This is a genomic window from Endozoicomonas gorgoniicola (assembly GCF_025562715.2).
Lineage (GTDB): Bacteria > Pseudomonadota > Gammaproteobacteria > Pseudomonadales > Endozoicomonadaceae > Endozoicomonas_A > Endozoicomonas_A gorgoniicola.
This window is the reverse complement of sequence record NZ_JAPFCC010000001.1, coordinates 5,505,548-5,520,243: the sequence shown is the minus strand read 5'-3', so window position 1 is coordinate 5,520,243 and position 14,696 is coordinate 5,505,548. Positions and strand designations below refer to the sequence as shown.

The following is a 14,696-nucleotide window of genomic DNA, read 5'->3' as shown; positions in this document are numbered from 1 at the left end:
CCAAAATCCGGATACTTATGGTAAAGTCCCGCCGTTATCCACTTTTGACTTGCGAAAAGCCCATGAAACGCGAACTGGCTATTGAGTTTTCCCGTGTAACCGAAGCTGCTGCCCTGGCAGGCTACAAGTGGCTGGGACGAGGCGATAAAAACGCTGCTGACGGTGCCGCTGTAGAAGCGATGCGCGCCATGCTCAACAAAGTTGAGATAGACGGGGAGATCGTCATCGGTGAAGGTGAGATCGATGAAGCCCCTATGCTTTTTATTGGTGAAAAGGTCGGTATGGGTCATGGAGAAAGCGTTGATATCGCCGTAGACCCTATCGAAGGCACCCGCATGACCGCCATGGGTCAGAACAACGCCGTCGCCGTACTGGCAGCCGGCGAGAAAGGCTCTTTCCTGAAAGCCCCTGACATGTATATGGAAAAGCTGGTCACTGGCCCGGCCGCTAAAGGTGCCATTGACCTGAACCTTGGGCTGGTAGAAAACATTCGCAATGTTGCTGCCGCCCTGCACAAATCCATTGAAAGCCTGACCGTTATTACGCTGGCAAAGCCTCGCCACGACAGCGCCATTACCATGATGCAGAAGATGGGCGTCAAGGTTTTCGCCATCCCTGACGGTGACGTTGCAGCCTCCATCCTGACCTGCATGCCAGACAGCGAAGTCGACATGATGTACTGTGTGGGCGGCGCTCCGGAAGGTGTTGTATCCGCGGCTGTTATCCGCGCCCTGGGTGGTGATATGCAGGGTCGACTGGTCACCCGCGACGAGGCCAAAGGTGCGTCTGAAGAGAATGTAAAAGCAGGCGAGCTGGAACGCAAACGTTGTGCGGCAATGGGCATAGAAACCGGTATCGTTCTGAAGCTGGAAGATATGGCAAGCTCAGACAATGTTGTTTTCTCCGCCACCGGCATCACCAAAGGCGATCTGCTGGAAGGCATTACCCGCAAAGGCAATATTGCCCAGACCGAAACCCTGGTGGTTCGTGGTCGTTCACGCACTATCCGTCGCATCCAGTCTACCCATTATCTGGATCGTAAAGACGATGACATCAAGAATGTAATTCTGTAACAGTTTCAGGATTTTTCTTCGGGAAGCAGGCCTCTCTGCTTCCTGCTTCCTGCTTCCTGCTTCCAGCGTACCGCACACTTCGTCCTACACTGTTAATGACAGTTCACTGGACGAACCCTATGCCAAAAGCCTCTTTGCTCTTCTGCACTCTTTTATATACATCAAGCCTTAGCAGCGCCTCCCGCCCCGGGGAAATCTGGTATCAGAAGGTCTGGTGCGAAGGCAGAGGTGGCAAGATCGAGCAGCGCTTGCCGGATGGCCGCAGGGTAGACTGCCTGACAGAACAGTATGCCATCGAAATGGATTTCGCCAGTAAATGGCAGGAGGCCATTGGTCAGTCGCTGGACTACGCCATGCTGACAGGCAAGAAAGCCGGTGTTGTGTTGATCCTTAACTCAGAGTCTGATCAGCAGCACTGGGATCGACTGCAAAAGGTTGTCAACCATTATCAGCTACCGATACAGCTCTGGAAGCTGGGTCCTTAATCCCTTCCCGCCCTTCCCCAACGGTTCAAAGAGTGCAACTAGCGGTATAAACCAAGAGACATCAACAGTATGAATACAATCATCAACGGGGCAACTATACGGATTGAAAACATCCAGATATTGAGCGGGATACCAGCCATATCCAGCAAGCCAGCCATACGGTTGCGTCCCATTTTCCAGCCAACAAACAGCGCAATCATCAGACTATTCAGTGGCATCATCAAACTGGTTGTTAAATAAACCATCAAATCAAAGAATGACTTGCCAAACCACTGGTAGTCCACGCCTGACCAGATATTGTAAGAGAACACACTGCCCAGCCCCAACAACCAGACCAGAAAACCAACAACACCGGCAGCCCAAAAGCGCTTGATGGAAAAACCCTTCTGCAACCAGGCAACAGCAGGCTCCATCAGGGAAATAGAGCTGCTGAGCGCAGCAATACTCGCCAATATAAAAATTGTGCCGCCCAGCAGAGCACCAAAGGTTTTTTGTGCCAGTGCCGTCGTCAGGGATACAAACAACAGACCCGGACCTGAGCGCGCTTCAAGACCAAAGGCAAACACTACCGGAAAAATGGTAAGACCAGCCAGAATTGCGACCGCTGTATCAAACCCGACAACGGCCAGGCTTGTTGTCAGGATTTTATTTTTTTTTGAAATATAGGCTCCATAAGTCATCATCATGCATAAGCCAGACCCCAGGGTAAAAAATGCCTGCCCCGTTGCCGCTATTACACCGTCAATAGTGAGCTTGCTGAAATCAGGCCTGAACATGAATGCCACTGTACGACCAAACTGCCCCGTTTCAGTAATTGCGTAGACAAGCATCAGCAGCAGGATGACAATCATTGCAGGCATCATAACCTTAAGACTGTTTTCAAGCCCCTTATGAATGCCAAAGGCAACAATAATAATGGTGGCCAGCATAAACACCGAGTGCCAGACAGTCAGGGCAACCGGGTCACTGACCATATCATCAAAATAATCACAAATACTGGTCGCATCCATTCCCGCAAAAGTGCCGCTGAAAGATTTGAACATGTAAGCTATGGCCCAACCACCAACGACACTATAAAAAGAGAGCATAATAAGACTGGCAGCAGCACCTGTGATGCCGATACTCCCCCATCCACGCGAACTACCAGCATGGCGAGCCAGAGACGCCATGGCTGTAATTGGGTCACTGCGGGAATAACGACCCAGACCGACCTCAGCTATCATAAGCGGCAGACTCAGAAACAGTACAGTCAACAGATAGACAAGAATAAAAGCTCCCCCACCGTATTGAATAGCAATGTAAGGAAAGCGCCACAGGTTAGCCAGCCCTATTGCAGCGCCTGAGGCCGCCAGCACAAAAGTTAACCTGCTTTCCCAGATTTCATTTTCCGGTTCAGATGTTGACATGGTATGTCTCAATAAAGACTTATGCGGGGAATAAGGAGAGGTAGACACTGGACAGATTGAGTATACAACGTCTGGCAGAATCGGCACTTCAATCAGCCGCTATTATAGGTGGTGATGGAGTTTTGTCATGCTGGGAGGTGGTCATTCATGGGAACAGCAACAAAAAAGATGAATACACTGAAAAAGATATTCACCTTATGCAAGGGGGATATTCTGGTTCGGCACGGTAAAGACCAGGATATTACCAAAGCCCTGAACTTTCATATTGCTGTCGTCGCTCAGCCTGCACTGACACAGAATCGGATCCCGGCTATTTTCGATATGGTCCGATCCCTGGGATTCTCCAAAAGGCTTTTGCCCTGTGACCTGACCGTAGAGAAAGAGTTTAATGATGTCTGGTCCGTTTTTCGCCTTAACGATGAAATGATTCCGGCAAAAGCCGCTTCTATTGGCCATATCTGGGTTTGCATGAACGAATCAGCAAAATATGTGCATAGCGTCGGCCGAACATCAGCAAGGGGAACCTACAGTGTTTCAAGCACCGTTTCATCATTTTTTGGGGATGCCTGTTTTGGAGCAAAAGCCATACATTATGCGAAATACCTTTGTGTAAACTGTACCGGGCAACCGCCTGCCGAACTTCAATCCGGACATTCAGGATGGTTTTCGGGAGCGATATGCACTTACCTGCCCATCGCCCTTTACCAGACAGCCTGCCGCTCCACTGCGTTGATTCACAATTATATGGCTATTGATGCCAGACGGGCCTTGCCAAAAGATCTGGTAAACTACCTTAACGGCAATCCAAACTGGGCGATTGTGGATCAATTCTAACTCCGGACAGGATTCCTCCAGAAAGCCATTCAATCCCACATCCTGTATAAGCCAGCTTGTCATCTGCTTATCATCTTCTCATGCTATAACGCTGCTTTATGAACAATAAAAACGACAGGTAAGAAAATGAAACCTCAGTCTCTCAAAGGCAGCCTGCTTCTGACTACCGTAGCCCTGACAACCGTTCTGACAGGGTGTGCACCAAAACATCAAAGGGAAACGGCTCGACATCCGGACATGCAACCTGTAGGGCGCTATGCTTCAGGAATTTTTCATGATGGAGCCGCAGAAATTATTAGCTGGCATTCAGGCAGTCAGTCAGTTTTTGTTATTAATTCAGGCAGCAAAACCATCGATATTCTGGATGCCAGCCACTTAAGCAGTCAGCGACTGCCCAACCCTCTTACGAATTCAAACCTGACTAAACGCGGCTTCATTAACCTTCAACGCTTTTTACCAGGGATTCCTCTGGGCAATGCAAACAGCCTTGCTTTGCATGGTGATCTTCTAGCGGTTGTCGTCGAAGCTGAAAACAAACAGGAGCAGGGTGTGCTGATGCTTTTTGAGGTCAATCAATCCGGTCGGGTGACTTTCAGGGATTACGTCTATGTTGGCGAGCTACCCGATATGGTGACGATCACACCAGACGGTCATTATGCTCTGGTAGCCAACGAAGGCGAGCCATCCGATGATTACAAGGTCGACCCTGAAGGCTCAGTCAGTATCGTTGAAATTCACGACAATGGCACCGTAGGTGAAGTACGCCGGGTCAGTTTTGCAGATTTTAACAAGGGTGGAGCAAGGCATGCGGAGCTGGATGAGAACGTGCGAGTATTTGGCCGGAATGCATCCGTTGCTCAGGACCTTGAACCGGAATATATAGCCGTGTCTGATGACTCAAAGACCGCTTTTGTCAGCCTGCAGGAAAATAACGCTCTGGCAATTATTGATATTGATAAAGCTGAAGTGGCAAAAGTAGTACCGCTGGGCTTTAAAGATTTTGGTCGTTTCCTGACAGACCTTAGCGATAAGGACGGTGTAAACCTGAAAAAATGGTCTGGTGTATACGGCATGTATCAACCCGACACCATTGCTTCCTATACGGTTAATGGCAAAACCTTTGTGGTCAGCGCTAATGAAGGGGATGCCAGAGACTACTGGTACAACAGCCTTTCCAAAAAAGAGTGCCTTGCTTCAGGCGGGCTCAAATTTAATAAAGAAGACGGCTGTCTTGGCTTTTCTGAAGAAGTCCGGGTCAAAAAAATCAAGGTCTCCCCTGATCATCCTAATGCCGAAAAATCACAAAGTTCAGCGGGACTGGCACGGTTGAAAATTACTAATACCCTGGGTAATGCAGATAACAACGGACAGTACGAAAAGCTTTACTCTTACGGTGGTCGCTCTTTCTCAATATGGGATGCAAAAGGCAATCTTATGTTTGACTCGGGTGATGATTTTGAGCGAATCACCGCTGATATCCTGGGAGCTGACTTCAATAATAATGACGATAAGACCAGAGGCGATAGCCGCAGTGACGATAAAGGCCCTGAGCCTGAAGCACTGGCGCTCGGGCAAATCAATGGGCGACATTATGCATTCATAGGGCTTGAGCGAACAGGGGGTATTTTTATGTATGACATCACTCATCCAAAGTCACCAGAATATGTTCGCTATGTTCACAATCGGGATTTTACCGTCGATGCTGCTGAGCAGCCTGAGAAATCGGGTGACTTATCCCCGGAGGGAATGGTGTTTGTTTCTGCGGAAGAAAGCCCTACAGGGAACCCACTACTGGTTGTTGGGCACGAAGTGTCAGGAACCACGCTGATCTATGAGCTTCGTTGAAATACTTTAAGAATACAGAGAAGTTGAGAGACTTTTGGAATGGAGTACATCCTGCGAACTGTCATTAACAGTCCGGGAAAAGCAGGAAGCAGAGAGGTCTGCTTCCCGAAAAGAAATATAAATACTCAACGGTGCGCCCGAAGGCGCACACTGTTGATCACACTTCTTATCACGCTTCTTATCACGCTTCGCCGAAGTTAAGCGCTTCAGACAGAGCGGCTTCCACATCAGAAGCAGACACTTTGACCGGCGCTTCAAATTCTGGCTCTTCACGACCTTTCTTACGCTCAGCGTGGTAAGCAAGACCGGTACCTGCCGGAATCAGACGACCAACCACAACGTTTTCCTTCAGACCGCGCAGGTAATCACGCTTACCGGTTACCGCCGCTTCAGTCAGAACTCGTGTGGTTTCCTGGAAGGAAGCCGCAGAGATGAAGGACTCTGTTGCCAGAGACGCTTTGGTGATACCCAGCAGAACACGTTCGAACTTGGCAGGGAACTTGTCTTCAGCAATCAGACGATCGTTCTCTTCCAGTACCGTCGTGTACTCAGTCTGGTCACCACGGATCAGCGTGGAATCACCCGTGTCAGCAATCTCAACCTTGCGCAGCATCTGGCGCAGAATAGTCTCGATGTGCTTATCGTTAATCTTTACACCCTGCAGACGGTATACGTCCTGGATTTCGTTAACGATGTAGCGGGCCAGATCACTGACACCCAATAGACGCAGAACGTCGTGTGGGTTGGTAGGACCATCGGAAATAACCTCACCCTTGGTCACCTGCTCACCCTCGAACACGTTCAGGTTACGCCACTTAGGAATCAGCTCCTCGTACGGATCGCTACCGTCGTTTGGAGTGATCACCAGACGCTTCTTACCCTTGGTTTCCTTACCGAAACCGATAGTACCGGTGATTTCAGCCAGAATAGAGTGTTCTTTCGGCTTGCGCGCTTCAAACAGGTCAGCCACTCGTGGCAGACCACCGGTGATATCTTTGTTACCGCCGGACTGCTGCGGAATACGGGCTACGATGTCACCCACTTCTACCGTTGCACCGTCAGCCAGATTCACCAGAGCGTTTGCTGGCAGGAAGTACTGCGCAGGTACGTCAGTGTTAGGCAGCTTCAGCTCTTTACCGTTAGCATCCAGCAGCTGGATCGCAGGACGGATGTCCTTACCAGCAGAAGGACGATCCTTCGGATCCATCACTTCGATGTTGGACAGACCGGTCAGTTCATCAGTCTGGGTCTTAACGGTAATGCCTTCCTCAAAGCCCAGGAACTTAACAGTACCGGACAGTTCGGTCACAATTGGGTGAGTGTGAGGATCCCACTTCGCTACCACCTGACCGGAAGTGACTTCAGCGTCTTCCTTAACGGATACAACAGCACCATAAGGCAGCTTGTAACGCTCACGCTCACGACCAAACTCGTCAGCAATCGCCAGCTGACCGGAACGGCTCACAGAAACCAGAGTTCCGTCTTTACGCTCAACAGACTTCATGTTGAGCAGACGGGCAACACCCTTGTTCTTAACAGTAATGTTGTCCTGAGCAGCGTTACGAGACGCAGCACCACCGATATGGAAGGTACGCATGGTCAGCTGTGTACCCGGCTCACCGATAGACTGAGCAGCGATAACACCAACAGCCTCACCCTTGTTAACCAGATGTCCACGACCCAGGTCACGGCCGTAACACTTGGCACAGATGCCGTGGCGAGTGTCACAGCTGATCGGAGAACGTACTTTCATTTCATCGACGTTCATGCCTTCCAGACGTTTAACCCAGGCTTCATCGATCAGGGTTCCGGCTGGAATAGCAATCTCGTCTTCAGTACCTGGCTTGAATACGTCCACAGCCACAACACGACCCAGGATGCGTTCACCCAGAGGTTCAACCACGTCACCGCCTTCAATGTGCGGTGTCATCATCAGACCGTTGGTGGTACCACAGTCGTCTTCCGTCACCACCAGATCCTGCGCCACGTCTACCAGACGACGGGTCAGGTAACCGGAGTTCGCAGTCTTCAGAGCGGTATCCGCCAGACCCTTACGAGCACCGTGAGTAGAGATGAAGTACTGCAGTACGTTCAGACCTTCACGGAAGTTCGCGGTAATTGGGGTCTCGATGATGGAGCCGTCTGGCTTGGCCATCAGACCACGCATACCCGCCAGCTGACGAATCTGTGCGGCACTACCACGAGCACCGGAGTCCGCCATCATGTAAACGCTGTTGAAGGATTCCTGTTCTTCCTCTTTGCCCTGCTTGTTCAGGACGGTGTCGGATTTCAGGTTGTCCATCATGGACTTGGCCAGCATTTCGTTGGCACGGGACCAGATATCGATCACCTTGTTGTACTTCTCGCCCGCTGTTACCAGACCGGAAGCAAACTGGTTTTCGATTTCACGAACTTCTTCATTGGCGTCACGAATGATGTCCTTCTTGTTATCAGGGATAACGAAGTCGTTCACACCGATGGATGCGCCGGACAGTGTCGCGTAGTTGAAGCCGAGGTACAGCATCTGGTCAGCAAAGACAACCGTTTCTTTCAGACCAACGTTACGGTAGCAGGTATTCAACAGACGAGAGATGGCCTTCTTCTTCATGGTCTGGTTGACCAGTTCGAAAGGCAGACCTTCCGGAACGATTTCCCACAGAATCATACGACCTACAGTGGTGTCCGCCAGGAAGGTGCGATCGTGTTCTACACCATCGTCGTCTTTGTATTTTTCGCTGACACGTACTTTAACGCGAGCGTGCAGCTCAACAGCACCAGTACGGTAAGCGCGCATCACTTCGCGGATGTCCACGAATGCCATGCCTTCACCCTTGGCATTAATACGCTCACGGGTGATGTAGTACAGACCCAGTACCACGTCCTGGGAAGGTACGATAATAGGTTCGCCGTTTGCGGGTGCCAGGATGTTGTTGGTGGACATCATCAGGGCACGGGCTTCCAGCTGGGCTTCCAGAGTCAGTGGTACGTGTACCGCCATCTGGTCACCGTCGAAGTCAGCGTTGTACGCCGCACACACCAGCGGGTGCAGTTGAATCGCCTTACCTTCAATCAGAACCGGTTCGAACGCCTGAATACCGAGACGGTGCAGGGTTGGCGCACGGTTCAGCATCACCGGGTGTTCACGGATTACGTCAGCCAGAACGTCCCACACCTCAGGTGTTTCGCGCTCAACCATCTTCTTGGCAGCCTTAATAGTGGTCGCCAGACCTTTGGCTTCCAGCTTGCCGAAGATGAACGGCTTAAACAGCTCCAGAGCCATCTTCTTAGGAAGACCACACTGGTGCAGACGCAGGGTAGGACCTACGGTGATTACGGAACGACCGGAGTAGTCTACACGCTTACCCAGCAGGTTCTGACGGAAACGACCCTGCTTACCCTTGATCATGTCAGCCAGGGATTTCAGAGGACGCTTGTTAGAACCGGTGATCGCACGACCACGACGACCGTTGTCCAGCAGCGCGTCTACAGATTCCTGCAGCATACGCTTTTCGTTGCGGACAATGATGTCAGGCGCGTTCAGGTCGAGCAGACGCTTCAGACGGTTGTTACGGTTGATGACACGACGGTACAGATCGTTCAGGTCAGACGTCGCGAAACGACCACCATCCAGAGGTACCAGAGGACGCAGGTCGGGCGGCAGAACCGGCAGAACGGTCAGAATCATCCATTCCGGGTTGTTACCGGATTTGTGGAACGCCTCAACCAGCTTCAGACGCTTGGACAGCTTCTTCAGTTTGGTTTCAGAGTTAGTCTGCGGAATTTCTTCACGCAGCATTTCCACTTCTTCGCCCAGGTCGATGTCGTTCAGCAGGGCTTTGATCGCTTCCGCACCCATGCGCGCGTCAAAGTCGTCGCCGAACTCTTCCAGAGCTTCGTAGTATTGTTCGTCAGACAGCAGCTGGTTCTTTTCCAGGGTAGTCATACCCGGATCAACCACTACGTAAGATTCGAAGTACAGAACACGTTCGATATCACGCAGGGTCATGTCCAGCAGCAAACCGATACGGGATGGCAGGGACTTCAGGAACCAGATGTGAGCCACCGGGCTGGCCAGTTCGATGTGACCCATACGGTCACGACGTACTTTAGCCAGTGCAACTTCTACGCCACACTTCTCGCAGATAACACCACGGTGCTTCAGGCGCTTGTACTTACCGCACAGGCACTCATAATCTTTAACCGGGCCAAAAATCTTGGCACAGAACAGGCCGTCACGCTCAGGCTTGAACGTACGGTAATTGATGGTTTCCGGCTTTTTAACTTCGCCGTAAGACCAGGAACGTACCATCTCTGGGGAAGCCAGACCGATACGAATAGAGTCAAACTCATCAGTTTGGCCCTGGGTCTTGAGTAGATTCAGCAAGTCTTTCAAGATCGCATCTCCTCGCAATGAAAGGCAGTCTTCCCGACTGCCTTCCCTCGCGTTTTGTTATTCGGTGTCCAGCTCGATGTCGATACCCAGAGAGCGAATCTCTTTCAACAGTACGTTGAAGGATTCAGGCATTCCGGGCTCCATACGGTGGTCCCCATCGACGATATTCTTATACATCTTGGTACGACCAGCCACGTCATCGGACTTAACTGTCAGCATTTCCTGCAGGGTGTAGGCGGCACCGTATGCTTCAAGTGCCCATACCTCCATCTCACCGAATCGCTGACCACCGAATTGGGCCTTACCACCCAGCGGCTGCTGGGTAACCAGAGAGTAAGAACCGGTAGAACGTGCGTGCATCTTGTCATCAACCAGGTGGTTGAGCTTCAGCATGTACATGTAACCAACGGTTACCGGACGGTCAAAGGAGTCGCCTGTACGACCGTCAAACAGAGTCACCTGACCGGTGTCGCTCATGTCAGCCAGACGCAACAGTTCCTTAACTTCGGATTCCTTGGCTCCGTCAAATACAGAGGTAGCCATTGGAACGCCGCCACGCAGGTTCTTCGCCAGATCCATGATTTCTTCATCAGAGAAGGAATCCAGGTCTTCCTGACGACGGCTGCCACCTACGCCATTGTAGACCTGATCCAGGAAGTCACGGATTTCAGCCACTTTCTTCTGGGACTCAATCATACGATTGATTTTGTGACCCAAACCGCGCGCAGCTGCACCCAGGTGAGTTTCCAGCACCTGTCCAACGTTCATACGGGACGGAACACCAAGCGGATTCAATACGATATCGACCGGGTTACCTTCCGCATCATGCGGCATGTCTTCCACAGGCATGATGATGGAGATAACACCCTTGTTACCGTGACGACCCGCCATCTTGTCACCAGGCTGGATACGACGCTTGATAGCCAGGTAAACCTTAACAATCTTCAGCACGCCTGGTGCCATGTCGTCGCCAGTTTGCAGCTTTTTCTTCTTGTCTTCGAAACGCTCGTCGAGCTGAGCACGACGTTCTTTCAGCTGTTCTCTGGCCAGATCCAGCTGTTCGTTCAGAGTTTCTTCAGACATGGACAGTTTGAACCACTGTTCGTGTTCCAGTCCATCCAGATATTCGTCAGAGATAGTGTCGCCCTTCGCCAGAGCCGGACCACGATCTACAGACTGACCACGCAGAGCTTCACGCAGACGGTCGAAGGTATCTTCCTCAACCACCCGGAACTCTTCGTTCAGGTCTTTACGGTATTCGTCCAGTGCCGCCTTTTCGATGGCCTGGGCGCGGCTGTCTTTTTCAACGCCGTCACGGGTGAATACCTGTACGTCAATCACGGTACCTTTAACAGAGGTTGGTACACGCAGAGACGTATCTTTAACGTCAGAGGCTTTTTCACCGAAGATCGCACGCAGCAGTTTTTCTTCCGGAGTCAGCTGGGTTTCACCCTTAGGCGTTACCTTACCAACCAGAATATCACCTGCGCCTACTTCAGCACCCACGTACACGATACCGGCTTCGTCCAGCTTGTTCAGAGCGGACTCACCCACGTTTGGAATATCAGAAGTAATTTCTTCTGGTCCCAACTTGGTATCACGCGCCACACAGGTCAGTTCCTGAATGTGGATGGTGGTGAAACGGTCTTCCTGAACCACACGCTCAGAGATGAGAATGGAGTCCTCGAAGTTGTAACCGTTCCATGGCATGAATGCCACGCGCATGTTCTGACCCAGAGCCAGTTCACCCATATCGACGGAAGGACCGTCAGCCAGGATGTCACCTGCAGCGATAGTTTCGCCATTTTTCACCAGCGCACGCTGGTTGATGCAGGTGTTCTGGTTAGAACGTGTGTACTTGGTCAGGTTGTAGATATCTACACCCGCTTCACCTGGCTGAACTTCGTCATCGTTTACACGGATAACGATTCGAGCAGCGTCAACGGTATCAACATAACCGCCACGGCGGGCTACTACGCAGACACCGGAGTCGGACGCTACATTGCGCTCCATACCCGTACCAACCAGCGGCTTGTCAGCACGCAGGGTTGGAACCGCCTGACGTTGCATGTTCGATCCCATCAGGGCCCGGTTAGCATCGTCGTGTTCAAGGAATGGAATCAGGGATGCCGCTACAGACACTACCTGTTTGGTGGAAACGTCCATGTACTGAACTTTTTCCGGACCCATCAGGTGAGTTTCACCACGGTGACGTACGTTAACCAGCTCTTCAGTCAGACGGTTGTCATTATCCAGACCGGCAGAAGCCTGTGCGATAACAAACTCGCCTTCTTCAATCGCAGACAGGTAATCAACCTGATCCGTTACCTGACCGTCCACAACCTTACGGTATGGGGATTCCAGGAAGCCGTAGTCGTTGGCACGAGCGTAAGTTGCCAGGGAGTTGATCAGACCGATGTTTGGACCTTCAGGGGTCTCAATCGGACAAACCCGGCCATAGTGAGTAGCATGTACGTCTCGAACCTCAAAGCCTGCACGTTCACGGGTCAGACCGCCAGGGCCCAATGCAGATACACGACGCTTGTGAGTTACCTCGGACAGCGGGTTGTTCTGGTCCATAAACTGGGACAGCTGGGAGGAACCAAAGAATTCTTTGATTGCAGCAGCCACAGGCTTGGCATTGATCAGGTCCTGAGGCATCAGGCCTTCAGATTCTGCCAGGCTCAGACGCTCTTTAACGGCACGTTCAACACGAACCAGACCAACACGGAACTGGTTTTCAGCCATTTCACCAACGGAACGGACACGACGGTTACCAAGGTGGTCGATATCGTCGCAGACGCCTTTACCGTTACGAATGTCTACCAGGGTTTTCAGGGTATCAACGATATCCTGATTATCCAGTACACCCGGGCCAGTATCAGATTCACGACCCAGTCGACGGTTGAACTTCATACGACCAACGCCAGACAGATCATAGCGTTCAGCAGAGAAGAACAGGTTACCAAACAGGGCTTCGGCAGCTTCTTGTGTAGGCGGCTCACCCGGACGCATCATACGGTAGATTTCTACCAGTGCTTCCAGACGGTTAGTAGTGGTGTCAGCACGCAGGGTGTCAGAGATATAGGAACCACAGTCCAACTCATTGGTGTACAGGGTTTCAATACGCTTAACGCCAGCAGCCAGCAGTTTTTCGTAAACTTCCGTAGTGATTTCGGTGTTACAGTCAACAACGATTTCACCAGTAGCCTGGTGCACAACGGTCTTAGCCAGGACTTTTCCGTAGACGTATTCTACCGGAGCTTCGATACGCTGGATGTTTGCTTTCTGCAACTGGCGGATGTGACGTGCAGTCACACGACGACCCATCTCAACGATTACATTACCTTCGTTGTCTTTTATGTCAAAGCTTGCCGCTTCACCACGCAGACGATCAGCCACCAGATCGGTACTTACATTCTCTGAACCAATCTGAAAAGGTACTGTGTCGAAGAAGTAATCCAGAATTTCTTCGTTGCCCATGCCCAGGGCACGCAGCAGAATAGTGGCAGGCAGCTTACGACGACGGTCAATTCGTACGAACAGCTGGTCCTTTGGATCGAATTCGAAATCCAACCAGGAGCCACGGTAAGGAATAACACGGGCGGAGTACAGCAGCTTACCGGAAGAGTGAGTCTTACCACGGTCGTGGTCGAAGAACACACCCGGAGAACGGTGCAGCTGGGATACGATTACACGTTCAGTACCATTGATAACAAAGGTACCGTTTTCAGTCATGAGCGGAATTTCGCCCATGTAGACTTCCTGTTCCTTGATGTCCTTGATCGCCTTGTTGGCGGAGTCTTTGTCATAGATAATCAGGCGCACTTTTACACGCAGAGGTACTGCGTAAGTGACACCACGAAGTTGACATTCCTTGACATCAAAAGCCGGAGTACCGAGCCTGTAGCTCACATATTCCAGCGCCGCATTGCCAGAGTAACTAACAATGGGAAATACGGACTTGAAGGCAGCGTGCAGACCAATGTCTTCACGCGCGGCCGATTCTTTTCCGGTTTGCAGCAGCTTGTGATAAGAATCAAGCTGAATCGCCAGAAGATACGGCACATTCATGACATGCGGCAGTTTGCCGAAGTCTTTGCGGATGCGTTTTTTCTCTGTATACGAGTATGCCATCAGCGTTCCCCAGCTTGGTCACCTGGTCCTGGCTTCAGACCGTCTGGTCTGGCCATCTAGGTTTTGATGAGGGCGGGTGGCCCCCTTTTGACACCCAATGAATACGGTGATTAACAACCGTTAAACCGTTGCATGAGCTTTAGCGTCTGGCTAACTGAACCTTCCGCCACTCGTGCAACCAATGCCAGTCGTCATGACTGACATCCCCCCTGAAGTGATCCAAACCGTACACCTGTCCGCCCAGAACGACTCCGGAACCTACCAGTGTACATGTCTTCCATATCATTTTCAGGGTTTTTACCTACATCCATGTCACTTTATTTTGCGATGAGATGTAGCTATTGCCATAAAAAAAAATTTCCCCACCTGCGCTTGCGCAATATTTATACAAACCTGCACAAAAACGGTGACGAAATATTTTCATTTATGACTGCCTGAGCTCATCATTGCTTTAAGTAGCAAAACGATACAGCTCATACAACGGGAAAAAGGCCGGTGCCATTCAGGCACCAGCCCACCTGAG

At 51.1% G+C, this 14,696-nt stretch carries 8 protein-coding genes; 4 read left to right on the top strand and 4 right to left on the bottom strand.

The features are described from left to right. Positions 1 to 62: 62 nt before the first annotated feature. Together glpX and NX722_RS24780 are read left to right on the top strand one after the other, a co-directional pair. The gene (gene glpX, locus NX722_RS24785; protein ID WP_262565542.1) at positions 63 to 1,073 is read left to right on the top strand and encodes a class II fructose-bisphosphatase; all 1,011 of its coding nucleotides are present in this window, start codon (positions 63 to 65) and stop codon (positions 1,071 to 1,073) included. A 119-nt stretch (positions 1,074 to 1,192) separates the two neighbouring features. Next, positions 1,193 to 1,558 carry a hypothetical protein gene (locus NX722_RS24780; protein WP_262565541.1) on the top strand — a complete coding sequence of 122 codons (366 nt, stop codon included), beginning with the start codon at positions 1,193 to 1,195 and terminating at the stop codon, positions 1,556 to 1,558. A gap of 38 nt (positions 1,559 to 1,596) precedes the next feature. On the opposite strand, the gene NX722_RS24775 is transcribed toward NX722_RS24780, so the two are convergent. After that, positions 1,597 to 2,964, bottom strand: a complete 1,368-nt coding sequence (locus NX722_RS24775) for a sodium-dependent transporter (protein ID WP_262565540.1) — start codon at positions 2,962 to 2,964, stop codon at positions 1,597 to 1,599. 147 nt (positions 2,965 to 3,111) lie between these two features. Between NX722_RS24775 and NX722_RS24770 the strand changes: the two genes are divergently transcribed. Continuing rightward, positions 3,112 to 3,798 carry a hypothetical protein gene (locus NX722_RS24770; protein WP_262565539.1) on the top strand — a complete coding sequence of 229 codons (687 nt, stop codon included), beginning with the start codon at positions 3,112 to 3,114 and terminating at the stop codon, positions 3,796 to 3,798. Positions 3,799 to 3,924: 126 nt separating this feature from the next. Further along, complete coding sequence (locus tag NX722_RS24765) at positions 3,925 to 5,643, top strand: choice-of-anchor I family protein (RefSeq protein WP_262565538.1); 1,719 nt, start codon at positions 3,925 to 3,927, stop codon at positions 5,641 to 5,643. A gap of 181 nt (positions 5,644 to 5,824) precedes the next feature. On the opposite strand, the gene rpoC is transcribed toward NX722_RS24765, so the two are convergent. From rpoC to NX722_RS24750, 3 genes are all read right to left on the bottom strand, one after another. Further along, positions 5,825 to 10,036, bottom strand: a complete 4,212-nt coding sequence (rpoC, locus tag NX722_RS24760; protein ID WP_262565537.1) for a DNA-directed RNA polymerase subunit beta' — start codon at positions 10,034 to 10,036, stop codon at positions 5,825 to 5,827. Positions 10,037 to 10,093: 57 nt separating this feature from the next. Next, positions 10,094 to 14,173, bottom strand: a complete 4,080-nt coding sequence (gene rpoB / locus NX722_RS24755) for a DNA-directed RNA polymerase subunit beta (RefSeq protein WP_262565536.1) — start codon at positions 14,171 to 14,173, stop codon at positions 10,094 to 10,096. Between the two features lie 139 nt (positions 14,174 to 14,312). Further along, a complete protein-coding gene (locus NX722_RS24750) occupies positions 14,313 to 14,459 on the bottom strand; it encodes a hypothetical protein (protein ID WP_262565535.1) in 147 nt (48 codons plus the stop codon). Between the last annotated feature and the right edge of the window lie 237 nt (positions 14,460 to 14,696).